Source organism: Streptomyces sp. NPDC093252 (assembly GCF_040683675.1).
Lineage (GTDB): Bacteria > Actinomycetota > Actinomycetes > Streptomycetales > Streptomycetaceae > Streptomyces.
Window position 1 is genome coordinate 59,444 of record NZ_JBFBEM010000008.1, and the last position, 23,307, is coordinate 82,750.

A 23,307-nucleotide genomic window follows, 5' to 3' on the forward strand; every position below is an offset into this window, starting at 1 on the left:
CGGCGGAGGACCGGCCGTCACTGCCGCAGTGACTCGTTCGCGGTGGCCGGTGCCGTCGTCGCCTGAGCGTCCGTCCCTCGTGGGGACCGCGACCGCGACACCGCCACCCCCAGCAGGCACAGCCCCCCGCCCACCAGTGTGAGCACCCCCGGCACCTCGCCCAGCGTCAGCCACGACATCACCACCACCAGCGCGGGTACCGCGTAGGTTGTCGCGCCCATCCGGCTCGCCGTGGTCCGCGACAGCGCGTACGCCCAGGTGGTGAAGGCGAGGGCGGTCGGGAAGAGACCGAGGTACACCATGTTGAGGGTGGCCGACAGCGGGGCGTGCGCGGCCTCGGTCACCAGTTGCCAGGAGAACGGCAGACACAGCACCGTCCCCACCGCGCATCCGAACGCCGTCACCTGGAGCACGCTCGCATGCCCCAGCGCCGGTTTCTGGGCGACCACCCCGCCCGCGTAGGCCACCGCCGCGATCAGACACAGCGCCACCCCCAGTACCGAGGACCCGCCCCCGCCCGACATCGACAGCCCCACGGTCACCGCCCCCGCGAACGACACCGCGAGTCCCGCCACCAGCCGCGGCGGCATCGGATCGCCGAGCAGCTTGGCGCCGAGCAGCGCGATCAGCAGCGGGCCGGTGTTCACCACCAGCGCGGCGGTCCCGGCGTCGACCTGCTGCTCGCCCCAGTTCAGGACGACCATGTAGACCCCGAACCACAGCACCCCCGATACCGCGATACCGGGCCACGCCGCCCGCGGCGGCCACCCCTCCCGCCGGACGAGACACCAGGCGCCCAGCGCGAGCGCGCCCCCCGCCAGCCGGCCCAGGGCCAGCGCGCCCGGCGAGTACGCCTCGCCCGCGCTGCGGATCGACACGAACGCGGAGGCCCACAGCACGACGGTGACCACCGCCGCGGCGGCGGCCGGAACCCCGGCCCGGCGGCGGACGGCACGACCGGGGTTGGCAAGGGTGCGGTCCGGGGTGCGATCCGGGGCGGGGTCAGGGGTGTGGCTCATCATGCTCCTGAGCGTAGGGACGGGCACGGGCGGGGCGCTCGCGGTTTTCAGACGGCGGGAGAGGAGGGGCGGCGGCGGGTATCGGTGCGGGGGGTGGGAGCGGGTCAGCGCGGGGTGGAGGTCCGGGGCGGGGCAGGGTGGAGGTGTGGGGTCAGCGCAGGGTGGCCGGGTCGATGGCGAGGAGCCCGGAGAGGGCCCGCGCCCCTTGCGGGGTGACCCGTACGGCCCGGCCCGTCCCGATCCGTTCGCACCAGCCCGTCTCCAGGGCGTGTCCGCACAGCGCGGCGCCCGCGACCCCGCCGAGGTGCGGCCGGCGTTCGGTCCAGTCGAGGCAGGCGCGGGCGAGCGGGCGCCGCCCGGTGCGCGGCAGCGCGATCCCGGCCGCGCCGAACCACTCCACCCCGGCGTCGGTGAGCGCGAACCCGGTGTCCTGCCGGAGCAGCCCGTGCGCGGTGAGCGCGTCGGTGAGGGCGATGCCGAGCCGCCCGGCGAGATGGTCGTAGCAGGTCCGCCCGCGTGCCAGGGCGGATCCGGCCCCGGCCTCCCGCAGGGTGCGCGGCGGCGGTACGGCCCCCGCCCCCACCCGCGCGGCCAGATCCTCCACGACCTGGGCGACCCCGGGGTCGGCGAGCCGCACATACCGGTGCCGTCCCTGCCGCTCCTCGGCCAGCACCCCCGCGGCCACGAGCTTCCCCAGGTGCCCGCTCAGGGTGGAGGCCGCGACCCCGGCGTGCCGGGCCAGCTCCCCGGCGGTCCAGGCCCGCCCGTCGAGCAGCGCCAGCAGCACGGTGGCCCGGGTCTCGTCGGCGATGAGCGAGGCGAACGCGGCGAGCCCGGGAGCACGGGGATCCCTGGCGGATCCGGAACCGGAACGGGTGGACATGACTCCAGGGTGCGGCACGGACGGTTCGGCGCCCACCGAAGTGTCCGCGCCCCCCGTCCGGCCCCCGTCCGGCCCCGGGCGGCGTCAGGGGCGGCGACCGGCCACCGACTCGGGCGCCACCCCGGTACCGCCCGTACCACCCGTACCGCCCGTAACCCTCTCGAACCGCAGGGCCAGCCCGTCCAGCAGGGCGTTCAGGCCCGCCTCGAACGCCCGGTCGTCCACCGTCTCCTGCCGCTCCGCCAGCAGATGCGCCTGCCCCAGATGCGGATAGGTGTCGGGGTCGTAGGCGCTCTCCTCGTCCACGAAGCCCCCGGCGAAGGAGCCCAGGGCCGCGCCCATGACGAAGTACCGCATCACCGCGCCCACCGAGGTGGCGTGCGCCGGGGGCCAGCCCGCCGTGACCATCGCCCCGTGGACCACGTCCGCCAGGCGCAGCGAGGCCGGGCGGCGGCCGGGGCCCTTGGCCAGCACCGGCACGATGTGGGGGTGGTCGCGCAGGGCGTCCCGGTAGGAGAGCGCCCAGTCGTGCAGCGCGGTCCGCCAGCCGCGGCCGTCCTCGAACATCGACAGATCGACCTGCGCGCTGACCGAGTCGGCGACCGCCTGGAGGATCTCGTCCTTGGTGCGGAAGTGGTTGTAGAGGGACGGCCCGCTCACCCCCAGTTCGGCGGCCAGCCGCCGGGTGGAGACGGCCGCGAGCCCCTCCGCGTCCACCAGGTCCCGCGCGGTCGCGACGATCCGTCCGGTGCTCAGCAGAGGCTTACGGGGTCGGGCCATGGCGCACATAGTAGGGCGGGGGCGCGGGAGCACGGCGGCGCGCGGACCTGAGTATCCGTCTGAGTACGGCGACGGATGTGGCCGACGCCACATTCGCCGACGCTGTTCCCCATGAGTGACACACGCGTCAAGCCGCAGAACACGGCGGCGTTCCACGGTCAGGCCGTCGTCTCCTTCGCGCTCGCCCTCGGGGCCACGGGCGTCGGCATCTTCCAACTGGAGGCCGACCCCTGGGTCCGGGCCTTCCTCGGTATCGCCGTCCTCTATCTCGTCACCTCCGCCTTCACCCTCGCCAAGGTGGTCCGCGACCGCCAGGAGGCCGGGCAGTTGGTCAGCCGCGTCGACCAGGCCCGGCTGGAGAAGCTGCTCGCCGAGCACGACCCCTTCGAGAAGCTCTGATCCGGTCCCGCCCGCCTGCTAAGCGCCCGCTCACCCTCGGTTGTATGGTGGTGCCCCGGTCGGCGAGAGGGGCGAGGAAGCGATGAGTACGGCGGAGGAGACGGCCGGCGGCGAGCACGAGCCGTGGGTCGAGGTCACCCCGGACGCGGCGCGGCGGCTGCTGATCGCCGCGGTGGACGCCTTCGCCGAGCGCGGCTACCACGCCACCACCACCCGCGACATCGCCGGCCGCGCCGGGATGAGCCCGGCCGCGCTCTACATCCACTACCGGACCAAGGAAGAGCTGCTCCACCGGATCAGCCGGATCGGCCACGAGAAGGCCCTCGACATCCTGCGCACCGCCGCGCGCGGCGACGGCACCGCGGGCGAGCGGCTGGCCGACGCGGTCGCCTCCTTCGTCCGCTGGCACGCCGGGCACCGCACGACGGCCCGGGTCGTGCAGTACGAGCTGGACTCCCTCGGGCCGGACGCCCGCGCGGAGATCGTCGCCCTGCGGCGGCAGTGCGACGCCGAGGTCCGCGGGATCATCGAGGACGGCATCGCCTCCGGCGCCTTCGACGTCCTCGACGTCCAGGGCACGACCCTCGCGGTGCTGTCGCTCTGCATCGACGTGGCCCGCTGGTTCAGCGTCCGGGGGCCCTGGACGCCGGACGAGGTGGGCGCGATGTACGCGGGGCTGGTGCTGCGGATGGTGGGGGCCGGGGTGCCCCGGAGGTAGGGGCCGCGCTCAGGGGCGGAAGCCGTGGCGGGGCGCAGCGGCGGCAGGAGGGCTCGGCGGTAGCGGCCGGGCTCGGAGGCGGCAGTGGGGTTCAACGGTGGCCGCCGGGCCCAACACCGGCCGCGGGGCTCACAGGTAGTAGCGCGACACCGATTCCGCCACGCACACCGGCTTGTCCCCGCCCTCGCGCTCGACCGTGAAGACGATCGCCACCTGGACCCCGCCCGGCACGTCGTCCACCGCCGAGACCGCCGCCGTGGCGCGCAGCCGGGAGCCGACCGGGACGGGAGCGGGGAAACGCACCTTGTTGGTGCCGTAGTTGACGCCCATCGTCACCCCCTCCACGGCTATCAGTTGCGGCGCGAACAGCGGCAGCAGCGCGAGGGTGAGATAGCCGTGCGCGATCGTCGTCCCGAAGGGCCCGGTCGCTGCCCTGGCCGGGTCCACATGGATCCACTGGTGGTCGCCGGTCGCCTCGGCGAACAGGTCGATCCGCTGCTGGTCGATCTCGATCCAGTCGGTGTGCCCCAGCCGCTCGCCCACCGCGGCCCTCAGCTCGTCCACGGAGGTGAAGATCCTCGGCTCCGCCATGTCCCGGCCTCCCGTTCGAATGATCTAAGCAACTGCTTAGCATGGTCGGGAGGGGGGCCGATGTCAACGGGACGGCGGGCGCGGTGCGCATGGGTAGGGTTGCGGTGATGCCGCAGATTCCAGAGAACGTTCATGAACTCACCGTCGGCCAGTTGTCCGCGCGGAGCGGGGCCGCGGTGTCCGCGCTGCACTTCTACGAGTCCAAGGGGCTGATCAGCAGTCGACGGACGTCGGGCAATCAGCGCCGCTACTCGCGCGACGCGCTGCGCCGGGTCGCCTTCGTACGGGCCGCGCAGCGGGTCGGCATCCCGCTCGCCACGATCCGGGAGGCGCTGGCGGAACTGCCCGAGGAGCGGACGCCGACGCGGGAGGACTGGGCTCGGTTGTCGCGGGCGTGGCGGTCGGAGCTGGAGGAGCGGATCCGGCAGTTGAACCGGTTGCGGGATCATCTGGCCGACTGCATCGGGTGCGGGTGTCTGTCGCTGGAGAGCTGTGTGCTGTCCAATCCCGATGACGCCTTCGGGCAGGAGCGGGCGGGGTCGCGGTTGCTGGTGGAGCGGCGTCGGTAGCTTTTCGGGTGCGGACGGGCGGCAGCGGTCCTGCGGGGGTGCGGCATCCCCGGCGCACCCCCAAGGTCCTGCTGGCCATCGGTCACGCGGACATGAGCAGTTGTCCGCGCCGCGCGTACGCGAGGGCCTCGGCGGTCAGGACCGGGCGGGGGACCAGGATGCCGCAGTCCAGGCAGACCGGTCCGGAGGACGGTTCGTGATCGAGTTCGTACTTCCAGACCAGGCGCTCCCCGTCACAGACCGGGCACTCGGCGCCCGGCTCGCGCTCCAGCGCCGCGATCAGCCGGCGCAGCACCTCCGCCAGGGGCTCGCCGGGATGCACCCGGGGGTCGTCGCACCAGGCGACTCCGAAGCCGCCCCAGGTCAGCCGGTGCCAGTCGTCCACGCTGCCCGGCCGGCGCAGCCCGTCGTACTTCTCCTTCCTGCGGCGCTCGGCGAACCCGCTCTCATAGGCCAGCCAGACCGCCCGCGCCGCCTCCAGCTCCTCCAGCGCGGCCACGAGCCGCACCGGGTCGGGGGAGCGGTCCTCGGGGTCGAACCCGGCCCGCGCGCACAGATGGTCCCAGGTCGCTCTGTGCCCATAGGGGGCGAACCGCTCAAGGCACTTGCGCAGCGAGTAGCGCCGTAGTGCCAGATCGCACCGAGGGTCGCGCACCTGTCTTGCCAGACTCCGGAAACCGGCCATCGCCCTGCACCTCCGTCACATCTGCACCTGTACTTCGGTCACCGCGGCGTCGTCGTCGTACGGACGTCGCCGAATAGACGTATCGCCCCGCGATTCGGCTCCCTTCCGGCTCCCCCCGATTTCCCGGCGGCCCCGGCGGACACCGGAGGAGCGGGCGGGAGCAGGGGCAGCACCGCGAAAACTTGACGCATGTTCACCTTTTAACCCGGCACTAACCGCCGGTAACGTCCGGCCCCATCCCCGTCGGGAGGAGCCGCCATGTCACGGCGCACCCCACGCACCGCGCTCGTCGGACTGAGAACTCCCCACACGCCCCGTGGGTTCCTGAAGACCGCTTCCGTATGCGTCCTGATGGCCGGGCTGCTGGCCCCGCTGTCCCCCGCCGCCTCGGCCGCCACCCCCGCGGCGACCGGGGCGGCGGCGGTCGTGGACCACTGCGGCACCCAGTGCTCGGACATCCTGCCGCCCGGCCAGAACGGCAACGCCACCCTCGCCCAGATCCTGCTGAACCAGGCGTTCGGCACCCAGCCCGACCACGCGGAGGACCAGCTCGGGCCCTATGCGAAGCTCGCCACCGGTTACCAGACGCTGACCGACGCCACCCTCAACACCTTCTTCAACGACGCCTCCTTCGGCGTCCCCGCCGACCAGGTCGCCTCCACCCTGAAACCCGCCGGGCGCACCGATGTCACCATCGTCCGGGACAAGAAGACCGGTGTGCCGCACATCACGGGCACCACCCGCTACGGCACCGAGTTCGGCGCCGGGTACGCCGCCGCCCAGGACCGTCTCTGGCTGATGGACCTCTTCCGGCACGTCGGGCGCGGTCAGCTCACCTCCTTCGCCGGGGGCGCCCTCGACAACCAGGCCCTGGAGCAGACGTTCTGGCGCGACGCCCCCTACACCGAGACCGAGCTACAGGCCCAGATCGACCGCGCCGCCGCCACCAACGGTGACCGGGGCCGCCAGGCCCTCGCCGACGTCACGGCGTACGTCGACGGCATCAACGCCTATATCGCCGCCTCCGACAGCGGCCGGTACTTCCCCGGCGAGTACGTCCTCACCGGCCACAAGGACTCGATCACCAACGCCGGGACCATCGAGCGCTTCCGGCCCACCGACCTGGTCGCCCTCGCCTCCGTCATCGGCTCCCTCTTCGGCGCCGGAGGCGGCGGCGAGGTGAACAACGCCCTCTCCCTGCTCGCCGCCCAGCAGAGGTACGGGGTGCAGAAGGGCACCGAGGTCTGGGAGTCGTTCCGGGAGCGCAACGACCCCGAGGCCGTCCTCACCGTCCACGACGGCAGCTTCCCCTACGGCACCAAGCCCGCGAACCCGCAGGGCGCCGCCCTCCCCGACCCCGGCTCGGTCACCCGCGAACCCCTTGTGTACGACCGCACCGGCAGCGCCGCCACCGCCCCGGCCACCGCCACCTCCGCCGACGCCGCCGCGGACGCCGTCAGTTCCGCCCGGCGCGGGATGTCCAACGCCCTGGTCGTCAGCGGCGAGCACACCGCGAGCGGCCACCCCATCGCCGTCTTCGGACCGCAGACCGGCTATTTCGCGCCACAGTTGCTGATGCTCCAGGAGATCCAGGGCCCGGGGCTGAGCGCCCGCGGCGCCACCTTCGCCGGGCTCGGCATGTACGTCCTGCTCGGCCGCGGCCAGGACTACGCCTGGAGCGCCACCACCTCCGGCCAGGACATCATCGACACCTACGCCGTCGAGCTGTGCCAGGACGACCACCACTACCTCCTCCGGGGCGTGTGCACGCCGATGGAGAAGGTGGAGCGCAAGAACGCCTGGAAGCCCACCGTCGCCGACGGCACCGCGGCCGGCTCGTACACCCTGCGGGTCTGGCGGACCGCGTACGGTCCCGTCGCGTACCGGGCGACCGTCGGCGGGAAGAAGGTCGCCTACACCACCCTGCGTTCGTCGTTCCTCAACGAGGCCGAGTCGATCGTCGGCTTCCAGATGCTGAACGACCCCGGGTACGTCACCGGCCCGGAGACCTTCCAGCAGGCCACCCAGCACATCAACTTCACCTTCAACTGGTTCTACGCCGACTCCACGCGCACCGCCTACTACAACAGCGGCGACAACCCCGTCCGGGCCACCGGCGTCGACCCCGAGTTCCCGGTCTGGGCCCGGGAAACCTACGAATGGCGTGGCTGGGACCCGGCGACCAACGCCGCCGAGTACACCCCGCCCGCCCAGCACCCGAACTCCCTCGACCAGGACTACTACATCTCCTGGAACAACAAACAGGCCCGGGACTACACCGCCGCCCCCTGGGGCAACGGCTCGGTGCACCGCGGGAATCTGCTGGACGACCGGGTGAAACGGCTGGTCCAGCAGGGCGGGGTGACCCGCTCGGCGCTGGTGCGGGCCATGGCCGACGCCGGGCTCACCGATCTGCGCGCCGAGCAGGTCCTCCCGGAGCTGCTGCGCGTCCTCACCAGCAGCCCGGTCACCGATCCGGCCGCCGCCTCGGCGGTGACCAGGCTCCAGGCATGGGCGGCGGCGGGCGGCAGGCGCACCGAGACCTCGCCCGGCTCCCGGACCTACGCCCACGCCGACGCCATCCGGATCCTCGACGCCTGGTGGCCGCTGCTGGTCAGGGCCCAGTTCGAACCCGGACTCGGCACTGATCTCCACACCGCGATCACCGCCAACCTCCCCGTCGACGAATCACCCTCCGCCGCCCACGGCCCGACCGGCGCCCACGCCGGAAGCGCCTTCCAGTACGGCTGGTGGAGCTATGTCGACAAGGATCTGCGGACGGTCCTCGGCGAGACCGTCCGGGGGCCGCTCGGTGACGAGTACTGCGGCGGCGGCTCCCTCACCGCCTGCCGGGACGCCCTGCTCACCACCCTCACCCAGGCCGCCGCCAGGACCCCCGCCCAGGTCTACCCGGGCGACACCCTGTGCGCGGCCGGGGACCAGTGGTGCGCCGACTCGCTGAACCAGCGCGCGCTCGGCGGCATCAAACACCCGAAGGTGAGCTGGCAGAACCGGCCCACCTACCAGCAGGTCGTGGAGTTCACCTCCCACCGCTGAGGCCCCGGTCCCGGGGGTACCGACCAGTACCGGCCAGCACTGACCAATACCGGCCACGGTCGGGCCGGTACCCCCGGTACCCCCGTACCCCCGGAACCCCCGCCCCCCGCCTCACCGATACAGCAGATACCGCTCCCGGGTCGACCGGAACGCCGCCAGGCCGTGCTGCCAGGCGGCCACCACCTCGCCGGTCCCCGCCCCCGCGTCGATCATCGTGCGCACCCGGGTGGAGCCGGTGAGGGTGTCGATCCAGTGGTTCTCCAGCCAGCGGAACCCGCTCCAGCTCCGCCGGGCGGTGATCAGCAGCCCGATCCCCGTGCGCACGGGGTCGAAGGCCCGCCGGTCGTGGACATGGACCTGGACCCCGCCGACCGTCCTGTGGGGAAATTTGGAGAAGGTCGGCGTGAAGTACGCCTCCCGGAACCGGACGCCCGGCAGCCCCAGTTCATTGGCGGCGGCGGCCCAGCGCCCGTCCAGGCCCTCCGCGCCGAGCAGTTCGAAGGGCCGGGTGGTGCCGCGCCCCTCGGAGAGGTTCGTCCCCTCGAACAGACAGGTCCCCGCGTAGACCAGCGCGGTGTCCGGCGTCGGCATGTTCGGGCTCGGCGGCACCCAGGGCAGCCCCGAGGCGTCGTAGAAGTCCGACCGGCGCCAGCCGCGCATCCGGACGACCTCAAGCGGCACCGGAGCGGGCAGGAACTCCCCGTTGAACAGGTGGGCCAGCTCGCCCACGGTCATCCCGTGCGCCTGCGCGATCGGCTGCCGTCCGACGAAGCTCGCGAACCCCGGCTCCAGCACCGGGCCGTACGCGTCGCGCCCGGTGACCGGGTTCGGCCGGTCCAGCACCACCACCCGCTTTCCGGCCAGGGCCGCCGCCTCCATGCAGTCGAACAGCGTCCAGATGTAGGTGTAGAAGCGGGCGCCGACATCCTGGATGTCGAAGACGACCGTGTCCACACCGGACGCGGTGAAGATGTCGGCGAGCGGCCGGCCCCGCTTGCCGTACGTGTCGTACACGGGCAGCCCGGTCGCCGGGTCGTCGTGGCGGCCCTCGGACCCGCCGGCCTGGGCGGTGCCGCGGAAGCCGTGCTCCGGGCCGAAGACGGCGACGAGGTCCACCCGTTCATCGGCGTGCATGACGTCCACGAGATGCCGGACGTCCCGGGTCACCCCGGTGGGATTGGTGACGATCCCGACCCGGGCGCCGCCGAGTACGGCGTACCCGTCGTCCGCGAGGCGTTCGAAACCGGTGCGCGGGGCAGCGGCGTGACCCGCGGCGGTCGCCGCGGGGGCGGCGAGGGCGAGAGCGGCGGCGGTCGTTCCGGCCAGGACCGTGCGTCGTGTGGGGGGCATGAGGGGACGGTAGAGGCTGCGCGGGGCGGTGGGGAGGGGGCGGGGGCGGCGAGGGGGTGTGTCGGGGGACCGGACGTCTGCCGGGCGGGTGCCGGACGTGTGCCGGGCGGGCCGGGACGCCCTTCCTCCGTCCATACCGACCGGTTAGTCTGGATCGGCGGGGGCCCGGAGCGGCAGGGACTGGAGGGCGATGGTGGTCAGCGTGCGGGGTGCCGGAGTGGTCGTCACGGGCGCGGGCGGCGGGATCGGGGCCGCGCTCGCCCGGCGGTTCGCCCGGGAGGGCGCCCGGGTCGTCGTCAACGACCTCGACGCGGGCCGGGCCGAGGCGGTCGCCGCCGAGATCGGGGCAGTCGCCCTGCCCGGTGACGCCTCCGCCGTCATCGGCGCGGCCCTCGACGCCCTCGACGGCACCGTCGACATCTACTGCGCCAACGCCGGTCTCGGCTCCGGCGGCTCCGAGACCGCCCCGGACGAGGTGTGGGACGCGGCCTGGGACGTCAATGTGATGGCCCATGTCCGAGCCGCGCGGGCGCTGCTGCCGGGCTGGCTGGAGCGGGGCCGGGGGCGGTTCGTGTCGACGGTGTCGGCCGCCGGGCTGCTCACCATGATCGGCGCCGCCCCCTACAGCGTCACCAAGCACGGCGCCCACGCCTTCGCCGAGTGGCTGTCGCTGACGTACCGGCACCGCGGGGTGAAGGTGCACGCCATCTGTCCCCAGGGCGTGCGGACCGCCATGCTGGACGCCACCGGCAGCGCGGGCGACCTGGTGCTCCGGCCGACCGCGATCGAGCCCGGGGACGTGGCCGACGCGCTGTTCGAGGGGATGGCCGAGGACCGGTTCCTGATCCTGCCGCACCCCGAGGTCGCCGCGTACTACCGGGCGCGCGCCACCGACCCGGACCACTGGCTGACCGGCATGAACCATCTCCAGCGGAAGTGGGAGGCGGTGGACTGAGCGGGGTCCTGCCCGAGGCGCCGGACCGGGCGGGTGGGAAGATCCTCCGTCGGAAGGTGTGTGCTCCCGTTCACGGGACCGACGGCGAACCCTCACGGAAGGCAGGTGGCGGCAGTGCCCAGAACGACGGACGGGGACGGGGCGCCCGTCCCCCAGCGGCTGCTGGCCGCCGCCACCCGGCTCTTCGCCGAGCAGGGCTACGACCGCACGTCGGTGCAGGAGATCGTCGAGGCCGCGGGCGTCACCAAGGGCGCCCTCTACCACTACTTCGGCTCCAAGGACGATCTGCTGCACGAGGTGTACGCCCGGGTGCTCCGCGTCCAGCAGGAACGTCTCGACGCCTTCGCCGAGGCCGATGCCCCGGTGCAGCAGCGGCTGCGGGACGCGGCGGCGGACGTGGTGGTCACCACCATCGAGAACCTCGACGACGCCATGATCTTCTTCCGGTCCATGCACCACCTCGGCCCGGAGAAGAACAAACAGGTCCGCGCCGAGCGCCGCCGCTACCACGAACGCTTCCGCGCGCTCATCGAGGAGGGCCAGCGCGAGGGCGTCTTCTCCGACGCCACCCCCGCCGACCTGGTCGTGGACTACCACTTCGGGTCCGTCCACCATCTCTCCACCTGGTACCGCCCCGACGGACCGCTCAGCCCCCAGCAGGTCGCCGACCACCTCGCCGACCTGCTGCTGAGGGCCCTGCGCCCCTGACCGCCCGTACCTCCGGCACCGGCCGCCCCGGAGGGACTGCCTCAGCCCCGGTCACAGGTGGGTCCTCAGCCCCGGTCACAGGTACCGCTTCAGCTCCCGCCGCGCCAGCGACCGCTGGTGCACCTCGTCCGGCCCGTCCGCGATCATCAGGGTGCGGGCGGCGGCGTACAGCTCGGCCAGCGGGAAGTCCTGACTCACCCCGCCCGCCCCGTGCAACTGGATCGCCCGGTCCAGGATGCCGACGACCGCGCGGGGCGTCGCGATCTTGATGGCCTGGATCTCGGTGTGGGCGCCCCGGTTGCCGACGGTGTCCATCAGCCAGGCCGTCTTCAGCACCAGCAGCCGGAGCTGCTCGATGGTCACCCGGGCGTCCGCGATCCAGTTCTGCACCACGCCCTGCTGCCCCAGCGCCCTGCCGAACGCCGTCCGGGACACCGCCCGCCGGCACATCAGCTCGATCGCCCGCTCCGCCATCCCGATCAGCCGCATGCAGTGGTGGATCCGGCCGGGGCCGAGCCGGGCCTGCGCGATGGCGAAGCCGCCGCCCTCCTCGCCGACCAGGGCCGACGCCGGGACCCGCACCCGGTCGAAGAGCACCTCGGCATGGCCGCCGTGGGAGTGGTCCTCGTAGCCGAAGACGCGCATCGCGCGGCGGACGGTCACCCCGGGGGTGTCGCGGGGGACCAGGACCATGGACTGCTGGCGGCGCGGGTCCGGGCCGTCGGGGTCGGTCTTGCCCATCACGATGAAGACCGCGCAGTCCGGGTTCATCGCCCCGGAGATGTACCACTTGCGGCCCGTGACGACATAGTGGTCGCCGTCGCGCTCGATCCGGGTGGTGATGTTGGTGGCGTCGGCCGAGGCCACCTCCGGTTCGGTCATCGCGAACGCCGAGCGGATCTCCCCGGCGAGCAGCGGCTCCAGCCACCGTTCGCGCTGCTCCTCGGTGCCGAACTGCGCCAGCACCTCCATGTTCCCGGTGTCCGGGGCGGCGCAGTTGGTGGCGACGGGCGCGAGATGCGGGGAGCGGCCGGTGATCTCGGCGAGCGGGGCGTACTGGAGGTTGGTGAGCCCGGCGCCGTGGACGGCGTCCGGCAGGAACAGGTTCCACAGGCCCCGCCGCCGTGCCTCCGCCGTCAGCTCCGCCACCACGGGCGGGGTGTCCCAGGGCGAGGCGAGGGCGGCCCGCTGCTCCTCGGCGACCGGCTCGGCCGGGTACACGTACTCGTCCATGAAGGCGAGCAGGGCGGAGCGCAGCTCCTCGGTGCGGGCGTCGAACGCGAAGTCCATGCCGGTTCAGCCTTCCTGGAGGTCGCGCAGCGTGGTCAGGCCGTGCTCGATGAAGACGGGGACCAGAGCGCCGATCCGGTCGAAGCCGGGCCCGACGGTCCGGCCGAGGGTGTACCGGTAGTGGATGCCCTCCAGGATCACCGCGAGCTTGAACCAGGCGAAGGCCGTGTACCAGGCCACCGCCGCCACCTCGCGCCCCGAGCGGTCCGCGTACCGCTCGACCAGCTCGGCGGGCGCGGGATGACCGGCGGCCTCGGCGGTGGTGGACACCGGGGAGCCGGGGGTGCCGAGCGGGGTGCTGTACATCACCAGCAGCCCCAGATCGGTCAGCGGATCGCCGAGGGTGGACATCTCCCAGTCCAGTACGGCCGTGATCCGGTCGGAACCGTCCAGCAGGACGTTGTCGAGCCGGTAGTCGCCGTGGACCACGGTCGGGGCGGGGGAGCGGGGCAGGGTGCGGCCCAGCGCCGTGTGCAGCTCGTCGATGCCGGGCAGGTCGCGGTCGCGGGAGGCGTCGAGCTGCTTGCTCCAGCGGCGGAGCTGCCGGTCCAGGAACCCGTCCGGCCGCCCGAAGTCATCGAGGCCGACCGCCGCCGGATCCACCGCGTGCAGCTCGACCAGCGTGTCGACCAGCCCCAGCACGGCCGCCCGGGTCCGCTCCGGCCCCAGCGGGGCGAGCTGCGCGGCGGTGCGGTACGGGGTGCCGGGCACCTGCTCCATCACATAGAACGGCGCCCCGAGCACCTCCTCGTCCTCGCACAGCAGCAGCGTCCCGGGCACCGGCACGGCGGTCGGGTGCAGGGCGCTGATCACCCGGTGCTCGCGCCGCATGTCGTGGGCGGTGGCCAGGACATGGCCGAGCGGCGGACGCCGGACGACCCAGCGGCCGGTGCCGTCGGTGACGGTGTAGGTGAGGTTGGAGCGTCCGCCCTCGATCAGTTGGGCGGTCAGCGGCCCCGCCACCAGACCGGGCCGCTCGCGGTCGAGGAGTCCGCGCAGCCGGTCGGGATCGAGACCGGGCGGGTGGTCGGCAGCCATCGTCGCTCCTACGGACGCGCGAACAGGACGTGACCATGATGCCGACCGGTCGGTATGCCGTCCAGACGCCCGGGAGGGAATGCCCTCCGGGCCACCCTAGGGGAGCGGGGTCGATCTCCTCTCCGGGTCACCCTGGGGGGGCGGGCCGATCTCCTCAGTGGTCGTCCCAGTGGTCGCCGTGGGCGGCGTGGCGGTGGCCGTCGTGGAGGTAGTCGATGTGGTCGCCGTGCAGTACCGAGGCATGGCCGCAGTCCGCGCCGTGCCGGTGCTCGTGCCCGGCGTGGGCGGTGTGCCCGGCCGCCTCGCACTCGTCCCAGTGGCCGTTGTGCGCGCGGTGCAGATGCCCGTCGTGCGCGTAGTCGACGTGATCGCCGTGGGGTACGGCGGTGTGGCCGCACTCGGGGCCGTGGGTGTGGGCGTGGGTGGTGTGTTCGAGGTGTGTGGTGCTCATAGAGGCGAGCATATGGGGCATATCGCTCATATGCCCTGCGGTGTCGATGCCGGTGCCGGTGTGGCCGTCGATGTGGCCCCTCAGAACACGATCGCCGCCGCCGCGCACACCGCCAGGAACACCGTGCACAGGGTCGCCGCGGCGGCCTGCCGGGGTGGCAGCGCGGCCGGGCGGGCATCCGCCGTGAGGGCGCGTATCCGCCGGTGGGCGATCAGCAGAAAGCCCAGCCAGAGCAGCACGCACGCGGCGCACACCAGTGCCGACGCGGGTGACAGACCGCCGCGCACGGTGCTGCGCACCGCGAGGACGGCGGTGACCGTCCCGGCGAGGGTGGTCCGCCGCCAGGCGAGCCGGGTCCGCTCCGGCTGGAGCCCCGGATCCCGTACGGGCCCGGCCTCGGCGCTCACCGTCGCCTCACCCCTCCCAGCCGAGCAGGACGACCACCACCATGCCGAGCGCCACCACCGCGACGACCAGGCTCAGCAGCGCCGGGAACCGGGAGACCGGCAGATCCTCGCCGCGCCGCATCGCCCGCTCGCAGCGCACCCAGTGGTTGACCGCCCGCAGCGAGCACAGGACACCGGCCGCGAGCAGCGCCAGCGCCAGCGCGACCCGGACCGCCCAGCGCAGATCGGGCAGGAACTGGTCCACCGCGAACCCGCCGCCGATCAGCGCCAGCGCGGTCCGCAGCCAGGCCAGGAAGGTGCGTTCGTTGGCCAGGGAGAACCGGTAGTCGGGGGTGGCGCCCTCCGCGCGGACCCGCTCGGGGGCGAACCACAACCGGACGTTCCGCACAAAGTCGCTCACCCGACCGACCCTAACCGTCAGATGTGCTCCCCGTACGGTCGGCCTCGTCCCGCCGGGCGATCCCGTAGCAGGGCGTACGCGGCCCGCCCGTCCGGCACCCACTCCCAGGTGTCGTCCCCGTCGTCCCCGTCGTCCCCGTCGTCCGCGTCGTCCCCGTCGTCCGCGTCGAGCCGCCGCTCGATCTCGCTCTCCGGCAGGAAGGCGTGCCAGGCCACCTCCTCCGCCTGGGGCCGCACCGGCAGCTCGCAGCGCACCTCGTACACCGCCGACCACCAGCTCCGCCCGGCCCCGTCGTCATAGAGGAACGTGAACAGGAAGGTCGGGTCGGGCAGCCCCGAGACGCCCAGTTCCTCCTCGGCCTCCCGCAGCGCCGCGTCGTCGTAGGACTCGCCCGCGCCGACCACCCCGCCAACGAACGGGTCGTAGCAGGCCGGGAACACCAGTTTGGTGGCCGTCCGCCGGTGCACGAAGATCCGCCCGGCATCGTCCCTGACCCGCACGAACACGCAGCGGTGCCGGAGCCCGCGGGCGTAGACCTCGCCCCGGCGGACCTGCCCGGTCACCCGGTCGTGCTCGTCGACGACGTCGAGAAGCTCGTCGGCGGGATCGGCGCTGGTGTACCCGTCATCGGCTGCGTCGCTCATGGGGGTATCCAAACAGCCCCCGCGCGTTCCCCGCCCCGTACTGGTACGCGTGACCCGTCAGCTCGGGCGGGCCGGTACCGGCTGGAGCCGTCCCATCGTCGCCGTCGTGGCCGCCGTCGCCCCCCGGGGCATGGCCGGGTGCATCCCGAGCAGGACGATGCCCGCCACCACCCCGGCGAGCCCCGCCGCCTCCCAGGCCAGCGCGCCGGTGTCGGTGCGCAGCCGGTCGCCCAGGAACCCGACGCCGCAGATGATCCCGGCGATGGGCTGGGCGGCGGTCAGCGCGGGCAGCGAACTGCGCAGCGACCCGGTCTCGAACGCGCTCTGCACCAGGACCAGCCCGGTGATCCCGAGCGCCAGCACCGCGTACGGCTGCCAGCCGGTCAGCACCTCCAGGATCCCGCCCTCGCCGAACCGCTGTCCGCTGACCCGGGTCAGCGCGTCCTGCACCCCGTAGAGCAGACCGGCCGCCAGGGCGAGCAGCATGGGGGCGGAGCCCATCCGGGAGCGCTTGGCGTACCCGGTGAGCAGCAGCGCCAGCCCCACCATCACACCGATGATCAGCCAGTGCCGCAGCGGATCGACCACCGCCGTGCCGCCGTGCGGCTGACCGGCGACGATGAAGGTGGTCACCCCGCCCGCCAGCAGGGCGAGCCCGGCCCAGCCCTGGCGGCCCAGCGGCTGCCTGGTCTGGCGCCGGGACAGCGCGAGGGCGAACAGCAGATTCGTCGCCAGCAGCGGTTCCACCAGGGAGAGCTGGCCCTGGCCCAGCGCGATGGCGCCCAGCACCATGCCCGCGGCCATCAGCGCGATCCCGCCGAGCCAGCGCGGCACCCGCATCAGATCGAGCAGCAGCCGCGGGGAGAGGAAGTCGCCGCGCGGTGCCCGCTGGGCCGCGTTCTGCTGGAGGACGAAGCCGAAGCCCAGACAGCACGCGGCACTCACGGCGAGAACCAGAACCAGAACCGACACGCTGTACCTCGGGATCATCCGGCCGGAAACACATGGTGCGGTACGGCCGACTGTAGGGGACCGGGGGCGTCACTGCCCCTGGGAAGGGCCCGAACGCGGGCGGCCGGGGCAGCCGGGGCAGTGGGGGGGGGCACTGCGGCGGCGGCCGGCCACGGGCGCGGGTGTGCTCACTCGCCATGGTCCGGCGCCGCATCCGTGATCGCTATGACCTACGCCACATCCAGACCCAGTAACCGGAGCGACACACTCCGCTATGCGGTCGACTGGCGGACAGCCCTCCGTGTGCATGGCCGAGAATCGCCGGTGTGACTTAACGCACACGGCTCGGGGTGCATCACGGCCCGCGTGCGGCGATCTCCACGAAGTCGGCACAACTGTCTCTCTCCTCCCACGAGTTGACGCGTGTCACGGCTGGAACGCACTTGACGCTGAGCGTTGGCTGCCGGTTTGCTGTCCGTGATCGGCCGATAGCAGGCCGACCACATCGACCACCCGCATCGTCGCTGAGGAAGTTCCCGCGGTGTCCCCACCCCCGCCTCCCCTCGGCCGGGGCCGCAGGCGAGCGGCTCAGGCCCATGACGCGGCTCTCGACGACACCGAACTCAGTGCCGCGCGTGCCGCGTTGGCCCAGGGCCGCTGGCAGGCGGTCCGCTCCCTGCTGGTGCGCACCGCCGACGACTGGGACCGCCGGGGCCACCGGGTCACCGTCCTCGGCGCCGAGCCGTACACCGCCGCCTGGGCGGGCGACTGGCAGCTCGCCGAACCCGAGTCCGCCGACGCCGCCGTGCTCTTCGCGTTCGCCCAGGTGCACCGGGCGCTGCGCGGCAAGCAGAAGCCGGAACGGGCCCGCGAGGCATGCGCCGCCGCCGCCCGCCGCGCCCCCGCCGACCCCACCCCCTGGCTCGGACTGCTGCTGCTGGAGCGCTCGCTCGGCGCCGAGGAGGACGTGGTCCGGCTCTTCGACGAGATCCGGCACCGCCACCCCGATCATCACCACGCCCACCATCTGCTGGTGGCGCGGCTCGCCGAGCGGCTCACCGAGGCCGGCGCCGACCCGCTGCACGAGGTGTACGACTTCGCCAACTGGGCCGCCGAGCAGGCCCCCGCCGACTCCCCGCTCGCCATCCTCCCGGTGGTCGCGCACGCCGAGCGGTTCCGGGTCCTGGCCGCCGCGGGTCATCTGCCGACCGACCCGGTCGCCTCCGGGCACTGGGACGGACGCCGGGCCCGCCAGGTGATGAAGGCCGCGTTCGACTGGTGGCTGGAGTGGGAGCACGAGGAGCATCCGCGCCGCCTGGTCGACCTGAACTTCCTCGCCCACGCCAAGTACTGCGAGGGCCGCTCCGCCGAAGCCGCGGCCCTCTTCCACCGCATCGGCGACCGCTTCACCCCCCAGCCGTGGTCCTACCCGGACCGCGACCCCGCCTCGGCGTTCCGCTCGGCCCGCGACGGCGCGCTCGGCACCACCTGACCACTCCGCGGCACCGCACGACCGGCTCCACCGCACCACCTGACCGCCCCGGAGCACCCGCACGACCGGCTCCACCGCACCACCCGTACTGCCCCCGAGGCCCCGGAACCCCTGGCGCCCGGAGAAGAACCGCACCTCACGGCCCCGAAAGGACCCGCTCCCCATGAGCACCGGCAGTCCCCGCACGAGCAGACCGGCCGCCCCCTCCGACGGCATCAGCACCTTCAAGGGCCAGGAGCGCGCGCTGCGCGCCGACCGCCTCGGCACGGGGGGCCTGCTGCTCTCCGTCCTCGCCGCGACCGGCCCCATCATGGTCGTCGCTGGTGTCATGCCCACCACATACGCGGTGATGGGCATCGTCGGACAGCCCCTGCTCTTCGTGCTCCTCGGCGTGGTCCTGGTCCTGTTCGGCATCGGCTACGCCGAGATGAGCCGCCATGTCCACAACGCGGGCGCGTTCTACGCCTACATCTCGCGCGGCCTCGGCGGCACCGCCGGAGCGAGCGCCGCGATGGTCGCCCTGGTCGCCTACAACGCCCTCCAGGCCGGTATCTACGGCATCTTCGGCTTCGAGGTCGCCGGGCTGCTCGGCACCTACGCGGACATCACCGTCGCCTGGTGGGTCCCGGCGCTGGTGGCGCTCGCGGGGGTCGGCGCGCTCGGCTGGCTGAAGATCGACGTCAACGCCAAGGTGCTGGGCGTCCTGCTCATCATCGAGGTCGTCCTCGTCGTCATCTTCGACATCGCCGCCCTCGGCGACCCCGGCCCGCAGGGGCTGTCGTTCGGCGCGTTCGACCCCGGCACCCTGACCGGCGCGGGCGTCGGCACCGCCCTGTGCTTCTGCATCGCCGCGTTCCTCGGCTTCGAGCAGGCCCCGGTGTACGCGGAGGAGACCAGCAGGCCGCACATCCTGGTGCCCCGGGTGATGTTCCTGGCCGTCGCCGGGACCGCGGTCTTCTTCGCCGTCAGCAGTTGGGCGCTCACGGTGGCGACCGGCCCCGACCACATCGTGCCCACCGCGCAGGAGCAGAGCGCCGGACTGCTGTTCTTCCTCACCGAGGCCCGCCTCGGCGAGACCTTCACCGACGTCATGCACATCCTCTTCGTGACCGGCATGTTCGCGGCGCTGCTCAGCTTCCACAACGTCGTCGCCCGGTATGCCTTCGCCATGGGCCGCGAGGGACTGCTGCCGTCGGCCTTCGGCCGCACCACCGGCTCCAGCGGTGCCCCCGGCACGGGTTCGCTGCTCCAGACCGCCGTCTCCGCGGTCATCGTGATCGCCTTCGCCCTCACCGACGACAAGCCGGACGGCGACCCGACCGCGCCGGTCCTCCAGCTCTTCACCTGGTTCGGGAACGTCGGCGCGCTCGGGGTGATCGTGCTGATGGCCGCCGCGTCCCTCTCGGTGGTGGTGTTCTTCGTCCGCCGCGGTGCCGCCGGGACCCAGGGCTGGCGTCTGGTCACTTCGTCCCTCGCGGGTATCGCGCTGGTGGTGATCGCCGGTTACACGGTCAAGGACTTCGACGTCCTGGTCGGCACCGGCCCCGGTTCCTCGCTGAGCTGGGTGCTGCCCGGCATCATCGGCCTCGCCGTGCTCGGCGGTCTGGTGCAGGGCCTGATCATGCGGGCCCGCAGGCCGGAGGCCCACGCCCGGATCGGCCTCGGCAACGAGGCGTTCCAGTTGGAGAAGGCGGCGGAGTCCCGCGCGGAGTGAGGGCGTCCCCCTGAGGGATGCCCGACGGCACCCGGTCCCCGTGAACCCCGACCCGAAGGGGTCCACGGGGACCCGAAGCCCCGATGAGCAGCCCCGTTCAGCGACGAGGCACCCCCGACGGCGCCCCCACCGCACCGGGCATCCCCGGCACCCCAGGGATCCCCGCCCCCTCGACTCCCCACCCCTCCGGCACCCCGGCCTCCGGCGACACCGGCCGAGGCCCCCCGGACACCTCCGGCACCCCCGGCCCCGTCACCTCGGGCACCCCAGCCTCCGGCAACACCGGCCCAGCCACCCCAGCCACCCCCGGCCCAGCCACCTCCGGCACCCCCGGCGCCGACCCCATCGGCGGCTCCCCACCCGGCACCGGCACAGGCACCGGCCCCGACACCCCCTCCGGCACCTCCCCGGCCGACCCACCGGGCACCCCGCCCGGCGATCCCCCAGGCACCCCACCCGGCACTCCCCCAGGACTCCCACCCGGCACCCCACCCGGCACCCCACCCGGCTCCTGCGCCCCCGGCGTGGACCCCGGCCCCGGCCCCGCCACCACCCCGAACGCGTCCTCCAGCACGGCCTCCTCACCTCCGTACCGCACGGTGACGCTCACCGTCCGAGGAAGGCCCGCCAGATCCGGCGGCACCGTCACCGACACCCCGGGCGCAGCCCCCGGCCGGTGCTCCGGGGTCACGGGGACGGTCCGCCCGTCCACCACCACCTCCCCGCCGACCGCGAGTTCGGCGACATCGAAGAACACCCCGCGCAGTCCGATCCGCACCCGTTCCCCGGGCCGGACCGTGGCCGCCGGGGTGCCGGTGTCCACGCCGGTGATGCCGAAGGCGCAGGCGGGCGGCGCCTCGGCCGCCGCGGAGCCGAGTACCGCGCTCTGCCCCGGGTGGCGGCGTGCGAAGTCCAGCAGCCCGTCGAGCACGGCGAGCGCCGCCACCCCCTTGCAACCGACGGCGTCCTCCGCGACCGCGTCCCGCGCCCGCCGGGCCGCCTCCCAGTGACCGTCCCGCCCCTGCACGGCCAGACAGGCCGAGGCGAGCCCGCGCAGCACCAGCCATTCGGGATCGTCCGTCGCCGCGGGCACGGCGGCCAGCGCCTCACCGCAGCGGCCGGGGTCGCGCAGGATGTCGTAGACCCGCGCCGGGTCGGCGGTCCGGTCGGCGTCGGGGGAGTCGGGACCCGGCGGCAGCCAGCGCAGCCGTACGGTTCCCGGGCGGTCGGTGGGGGAGGGGCGGACGGGGCCGGGGGAGGTGCCCGGCGGACGGCTGGCCGTCGGCGGGGTCGCGGTGGCGGTGCCGCCGACGCCCCCGGCGGGCGAGGAGCGCAGAGGGGGATGTTCCGGCGTCGGCGCCGGGGTGACCGTACCGCCGACCGCCCCCGAGGAGGGTCCGGCGATCATGGGTCTGCCGGGCTGGTCCGGTGGGCCGAGCGCGTCGCGCCCGCCGCCCGTGAACGCGACGGCGACGATCGCCACCGCCCCCGCTACCAGCCACCCCGAGACACGTGTCCCCAGGGAAACCGTCATGACGCCCCCCGCTGTGATGACCTCCGGCGGCCGATCGGGGCCGGCCGGAGCCGTCCCATCATCATCCAGGCCGCGTCATCGGGAAAGCCACGAGGGGATCACGTCCGTACCGGTATCGGTACGAGACACAGCCCAGAAGCCCCGGCGGGGGCGGGGGCGGCACCCGGCACCACCCCACGCCCCCCGGACCCCCGCCCCCATGGCCCTGCTACATCAACAAGGACAGCAGCAGCACAATCCCCCCGGCGACCACCGAGATGATCGTCTCCATCACCGACCAGGTCTTGATGGTCTGGCCGACATCGAGCCCGAAGTACTCCTTGACCAGCCAGAACCCGGCGTCGTTGACATGGCTGAAGAACAGCGACCCGGCGCCGATGGCCAGCACCAGCAGGGCGGTCTCCCCGCTGGACATCCCGGCCGCGAGCGGCGCGACCAGCCCGGCCGCGGAGACGGTCGCCACCGTCGCCGAGCCGGTCGCCAGCCGGATCACCACGGCGATCAGCCAGGCCAGCAGCAGCGTCGGGATCGCCCAGCTCTCGGATATCTCCAGGATCATCTGACCGACGCCGGAGTCGATCAGCGTCTGCTTGAAGCCACCGCCCGCGCCGACGATGAGCAGGATCCCCGCGATCGGCGCGAGCCCCTTCTCCACCAGCCCCGACACCCGCTCCCGGGCGAACCCGGCGGGCCGCAGCAGGGTGAAGATGCCCAGCAGCACGGAGGCCAGCAGCGCGATCATCGGCGAGCCGACGACGTCGAAGACCCGCTGGGTGGTGTTCTCGGGGTCGTCGATGACGATGTCCACCAGGGCTTTGGACAGCATCAGGATGACCGGCAGCAGGATGGTGATCAGCGTCGCCCCGAAGCTCGGCCGCTTCTCCAGCGTCTCGGACGGCCGCTCCGGGACCATCCGCTCGGGCACGGGGACGTCCACCCAGCGGGCGGCGTACTTCGAGAACAGCGGTCCGGCGATGATCACGGTCGGGATGGCGACCAGCACACCGAGCGCCAGTGTGATGCCCAGATCGGCGTCCACCGCGTCGATGGCGACCAGCGGGCCGGGGTGCGGCGGCACCAGTCCGTGCATCACGGAGAGCCCGGCGAGGGCGGGGATGCCGATCCGCATCAGCGAGTAGTTGCCGCGCTTGGCGACCATCAGCACGACCGGGATCAGCAGCACCACGCCGACCTCGAAGAACAGCGGCAGCCCGATCACCGAGGCGATCAGCACCATCGTCCAGGGCATCGACCGGCCGCCGGTCCGCGCCAGGATCGTGTCGACGATCTCGTCGGCGCCGCCGGAGTCGGCGAGCATCTTGCCCAGGATCGCGCCGAGCGCGATCAGCACGCCGACGCCCGCGACCGTGGTGCCGAGCCCGGTGGTGAAGGACTTGATCACCTTGTCCAGCGGTGCCCCGGCGAACGCGCCCAGCGCGAGCGAGCCGAGGGTCAGGGACAGAAAGGCGTGCAGTTTGAACTTGGTGATCAGCAGGACGATGACGGCGATACCGGCCAGCACGGCGATGCCCAGTTGGGCATGGCCGGCCGAGGTGATCGGCTCGACGGTGTCCGCTGCCAGCATCTCGACGCTGAGTCTGGTCACGGGTGGGATTTCCCTTGCAGAGAGACGGGGTGAGGGGAGACGGAGAAGGAGAAGGGGAAGGAGAAG

23 protein-coding genes are annotated in these 23,307 nt (G+C 73.3%); 8 read left to right on the forward strand and 15 right to left on the reverse strand.

The features are described 5' to 3' along the window. Nucleotides 1-17: 17 nt before the first annotated feature. The 3 genes from AB0O01_RS18040 to AB0O01_RS18050 all read right to left on the reverse strand — a co-directional run bounded on the left by AB0O01_RS18040 (nucleotide 18) and on the right by AB0O01_RS18050 (nucleotide 2,682). Nucleotides 18-1,022, reverse strand: coding sequence for a DMT family transporter (locus AB0O01_RS18040; protein WP_365314496.1), 1,005 nt, complete (start codon nucleotides 1,020-1,022; stop codon nucleotides 18-20). 148 nt (nucleotides 1,023-1,170) lie between these two features. Beyond that, nucleotides 1,171-1,902 (reverse strand): metalloregulator ArsR/SmtB family transcription factor, encoded by a 732-nt coding sequence (locus tag AB0O01_RS18045; RefSeq protein WP_365314498.1) that lies wholly within the window; start codon nucleotides 1,900-1,902, stop codon nucleotides 1,171-1,173. 84 nt (nucleotides 1,903-1,986) lie between these two features. Beyond that, nucleotides 1,987-2,682, reverse strand: coding sequence for a TetR/AcrR family transcriptional regulator (locus tag AB0O01_RS18050; protein WP_365314499.1), 696 nt, complete (start codon nucleotides 2,680-2,682; stop codon nucleotides 1,987-1,989). Between the two features lie 111 nt (nucleotides 2,683-2,793). Here AB0O01_RS18050 and AB0O01_RS18055 point away from each other — a divergent pair, with 111 nt between their 5' ends. Next, nucleotides 2,794-3,081, forward strand: a complete 288-nt coding sequence (locus AB0O01_RS18055) for a YiaA/YiaB family inner membrane protein (protein ID WP_365314500.1) — start codon at nucleotides 2,794-2,796, stop codon at nucleotides 3,079-3,081. Nucleotides 3,082-3,163: 82 nt separating this feature from the next. Further along, nucleotides 3,164-3,799 carry a TetR/AcrR family transcriptional regulator gene (locus tag AB0O01_RS18060; RefSeq protein WP_365314502.1) on the forward strand — a complete coding sequence of 212 codons (636 nt, stop codon included), beginning with the start codon at nucleotides 3,164-3,166 and terminating at the stop codon, nucleotides 3,797-3,799. Between the two features lie 129 nt (nucleotides 3,800-3,928). On the opposite strand, the gene AB0O01_RS18065 is transcribed toward AB0O01_RS18060, so the two are convergent. After that, a complete protein-coding gene (locus AB0O01_RS18065) occupies nucleotides 3,929-4,390 on the reverse strand; it encodes a MaoC family dehydratase (RefSeq protein WP_365314503.1) in 462 nt (153 codons plus the stop codon). Nucleotides 4,391-4,497: 107 nt separating this feature from the next. Here AB0O01_RS18065 and soxR point away from each other — a divergent pair, with 107 nt between their 5' ends. Then, nucleotides 4,498-4,959 (forward strand): redox-sensitive transcriptional activator SoxR, encoded by a 462-nt coding sequence (gene soxR / locus AB0O01_RS18070; RefSeq protein ID WP_365314505.1) that lies wholly within the window; start codon nucleotides 4,498-4,500, stop codon nucleotides 4,957-4,959. Nucleotides 4,960-5,041: 82 nt separating this feature from the next. On the opposite strand, the gene AB0O01_RS18075 is transcribed toward soxR, so the two are convergent. Then, on the reverse strand, nucleotides 5,042-5,644 hold the full coding sequence (locus AB0O01_RS18075) for a hypothetical protein (RefSeq protein ID WP_365314506.1): 603 nt from the start codon (nucleotides 5,642-5,644) through the stop codon (nucleotides 5,042-5,044). Nucleotides 5,645-5,902: 258 nt separating this feature from the next. On the opposite strand from AB0O01_RS18075, the gene AB0O01_RS18080 reads away from it, so the two are divergent. Further along, nucleotides 5,903-8,701, forward strand: a complete 2,799-nt coding sequence (locus AB0O01_RS18080; RefSeq protein ID WP_365314508.1) for a penicillin acylase family protein — start codon at nucleotides 5,903-5,905, stop codon at nucleotides 8,699-8,701. A 111-nt stretch (nucleotides 8,702-8,812) separates the two neighbouring features. On the opposite strand, the gene AB0O01_RS18085 is transcribed toward AB0O01_RS18080, so the two are convergent. Next, nucleotides 8,813-10,051, reverse strand: a complete 1,239-nt coding sequence (locus AB0O01_RS18085) for a DUF1343 domain-containing protein (protein WP_365314509.1) — start codon at nucleotides 10,049-10,051, stop codon at nucleotides 8,813-8,815. 190 nt (nucleotides 10,052-10,241) lie between these two features. Here AB0O01_RS18085 and AB0O01_RS18090 point away from each other — a divergent pair, with 190 nt between their 5' ends. Together AB0O01_RS18090 and AB0O01_RS18095 are read left to right on the forward strand one after the other, a co-directional pair. Then, the gene (locus AB0O01_RS18090; RefSeq protein WP_365314510.1) at nucleotides 10,242-11,006 is read left to right on the forward strand and encodes an SDR family NAD(P)-dependent oxidoreductase; all 765 of its coding nucleotides are present in this window, start codon (nucleotides 10,242-10,244) and stop codon (nucleotides 11,004-11,006) included. Nucleotides 11,007-11,120: 114 nt separating this feature from the next. Next, entirely contained in the window at nucleotides 11,121-11,714 is a 594-nt protein-coding gene (locus AB0O01_RS18095) for a TetR/AcrR family transcriptional regulator (RefSeq protein WP_365314512.1), read from the forward strand. 75 nt (nucleotides 11,715-11,789) lie between these two features. On the opposite strand, the gene AB0O01_RS18100 is transcribed toward AB0O01_RS18095, so the two are convergent. From AB0O01_RS18100 to AB0O01_RS18130, 7 genes are all read right to left on the reverse strand, one after another. Then, nucleotides 11,790-13,004, reverse strand: a complete 1,215-nt coding sequence (locus AB0O01_RS18100) for an acyl-CoA dehydrogenase family protein (protein ID WP_365314514.1) — start codon at nucleotides 13,002-13,004, stop codon at nucleotides 11,790-11,792. A gap of 6 nt (nucleotides 13,005-13,010) precedes the next feature. After that, nucleotides 13,011-14,042: a phosphotransferase family protein gene (locus tag AB0O01_RS18105; RefSeq protein WP_365314515.1), complete on the reverse strand. Its 1,032-nt coding sequence runs from the start codon at nucleotides 14,040-14,042 to the stop codon at nucleotides 13,011-13,013. A 154-nt stretch (nucleotides 14,043-14,196) separates the two neighbouring features. After that, nucleotides 14,197-14,493 (reverse strand): hypothetical protein, encoded by a 297-nt coding sequence (locus AB0O01_RS18110; protein WP_365314517.1) that lies wholly within the window; start codon nucleotides 14,491-14,493, stop codon nucleotides 14,197-14,199. An 80-nt stretch (nucleotides 14,494-14,573) separates the two neighbouring features. Beyond that, nucleotides 14,574-14,900: a DUF202 domain-containing protein gene (locus tag AB0O01_RS18115; RefSeq protein WP_365314518.1), complete on the reverse strand. Its 327-nt coding sequence runs from the start codon at nucleotides 14,898-14,900 to the stop codon at nucleotides 14,574-14,576. A gap of 7 nt (nucleotides 14,901-14,907) precedes the next feature. Beyond that, on the reverse strand, nucleotides 14,908-15,300 hold the full coding sequence (locus AB0O01_RS18120) for a DUF202 domain-containing protein (protein ID WP_365314519.1): 393 nt from the start codon (nucleotides 15,298-15,300) through the stop codon (nucleotides 14,908-14,910). Nucleotides 15,301-15,317: 17 nt separating this feature from the next. Beyond that, a complete protein-coding gene (locus AB0O01_RS18125) occupies nucleotides 15,318-15,944 on the reverse strand; it encodes an NUDIX domain-containing protein (RefSeq protein WP_365314520.1) in 627 nt (208 codons plus the stop codon). Between the two features lie 57 nt (nucleotides 15,945-16,001). Beyond that, nucleotides 16,002-16,916, reverse strand: coding sequence for a DMT family transporter (locus AB0O01_RS18130; protein ID WP_365314522.1), 915 nt, complete (start codon nucleotides 16,914-16,916; stop codon nucleotides 16,002-16,004). 520 nt (nucleotides 16,917-17,436) lie between these two features. On the opposite strand from AB0O01_RS18130, the gene AB0O01_RS18135 reads away from it, so the two are divergent. Beyond that, nucleotides 17,437-18,387 (forward strand): hypothetical protein, encoded by a 951-nt coding sequence (locus tag AB0O01_RS18135; protein WP_365314523.1) that lies wholly within the window; start codon nucleotides 17,437-17,439, stop codon nucleotides 18,385-18,387. 163 nt (nucleotides 18,388-18,550) lie between these two features. Continuing rightward, nucleotides 18,551-20,101 (forward strand): APC family permease, encoded by a 1,551-nt coding sequence (locus AB0O01_RS18140; protein ID WP_365314525.1) that lies wholly within the window; start codon nucleotides 18,551-18,553, stop codon nucleotides 20,099-20,101. A gap of 97 nt (nucleotides 20,102-20,198) precedes the next feature. Here AB0O01_RS18140 and AB0O01_RS18145 read toward each other — a convergent pair whose 3' ends face one another. After that, nucleotides 20,199-21,635 (reverse strand): hypothetical protein, encoded by a 1,437-nt coding sequence (locus AB0O01_RS18145; RefSeq protein ID WP_365314526.1) that lies wholly within the window; start codon nucleotides 21,633-21,635, stop codon nucleotides 20,199-20,201. A 208-nt stretch (nucleotides 21,636-21,843) separates the two neighbouring features. Beyond that, nucleotides 21,844-23,241 (reverse strand): gluconate:H+ symporter, encoded by a 1,398-nt coding sequence (locus tag AB0O01_RS18150; protein WP_365314528.1) that lies wholly within the window; start codon nucleotides 23,239-23,241, stop codon nucleotides 21,844-21,846. Between the last annotated feature and the right edge of the window lie 66 nt (nucleotides 23,242-23,307).

What these genes read in the sequence shown, in the direction of transcription:
- AB0O01_RS18085 (WP_365314509.1), bottom strand. Translation starts at nt 10,051, where the DNA reads ATGCCCCCCACACGACGCACGGTCCTGGCCGGAACGACCGCCGCCGCT.
- AB0O01_RS18105 (WP_365314515.1), bottom strand. Translation starts at nt 14,042, where the DNA reads ATGGCTGCCGACCACCCGCCCGGTCTCGATCCCGACCGGCTGCGCGGA.
- AB0O01_RS18125 (WP_365314520.1), bottom strand. Translation starts at nt 15,944, where the DNA reads ATGAGCGACGCAGCCGATGACGGGTACACCAGCGCCGATCCCGCCGAC.
- AB0O01_RS18050 (WP_365314499.1), bottom strand. Translation starts at nt 2,682, where the DNA reads ATGGCCCGACCCCGTAAGCCTCTGCTGAGCACCGGACGGATCGTCGCG.
- AB0O01_RS18060 (WP_365314502.1), top strand. Translation starts at nt 3,164, where the DNA reads ATGAGTACGGCGGAGGAGACGGCCGGCGGCGAGCACGAGCCGTGGGTC.
- AB0O01_RS18145 (WP_365314526.1), bottom strand. Translation starts at nt 21,635, where the DNA reads ATGACGGTTTCCCTGGGGACACGTGTCTCGGGGTGGCTGGTAGCGGGG.
- AB0O01_RS18045 (WP_365314498.1), bottom strand. Translation starts at nt 1,902, where the DNA reads ATGTCCACCCGTTCCGGTTCCGGATCCGCCAGGGATCCCCGTGCTCCC.
- AB0O01_RS18055 (WP_365314500.1), top strand. Translation starts at nt 2,794, where the DNA reads ATGAGTGACACACGCGTCAAGCCGCAGAACACGGCGGCGTTCCACGGT.
- AB0O01_RS18140 (WP_365314525.1), top strand. Translation starts at nt 18,551, where the DNA reads ATGAGCACCGGCAGTCCCCGCACGAGCAGACCGGCCGCCCCCTCCGAC.
- AB0O01_RS18040 (WP_365314496.1), bottom strand. Translation starts at nt 1,022, where the DNA reads ATGATGAGCCACACCCCTGACCCCGCCCCGGATCGCACCCCGGACCGC.
- AB0O01_RS18080 (WP_365314508.1), top strand. Translation starts at nt 5,903, where the DNA reads ATGTCACGGCGCACCCCACGCACCGCGCTCGTCGGACTGAGAACTCCC.
- AB0O01_RS18075 (WP_365314506.1), bottom strand. Translation starts at nt 5,644, where the DNA reads ATGGCCGGTTTCCGGAGTCTGGCAAGACAGGTGCGCGACCCTCGGTGC.
- AB0O01_RS18065 (WP_365314503.1), bottom strand. Translation starts at nt 4,390, where the DNA reads ATGGCGGAGCCGAGGATCTTCACCTCCGTGGACGAGCTGAGGGCCGCG.
- AB0O01_RS18100 (WP_365314514.1), bottom strand. Translation starts at nt 13,004, where the DNA reads ATGGACTTCGCGTTCGACGCCCGCACCGAGGAGCTGCGCTCCGCCCTG.
- AB0O01_RS18090 (WP_365314510.1), top strand. Translation starts at nt 10,242, where the DNA reads ATGGTGGTCAGCGTGCGGGGTGCCGGAGTGGTCGTCACGGGCGCGGGC.
- soxR (WP_365314505.1), top strand. Translation starts at nt 4,498, where the DNA reads ATGCCGCAGATTCCAGAGAACGTTCATGAACTCACCGTCGGCCAGTTG.
- AB0O01_RS18110 (WP_365314517.1), bottom strand. Translation starts at nt 14,493, where the DNA reads ATGAGCACCACACACCTCGAACACACCACCCACGCCCACACCCACGGC.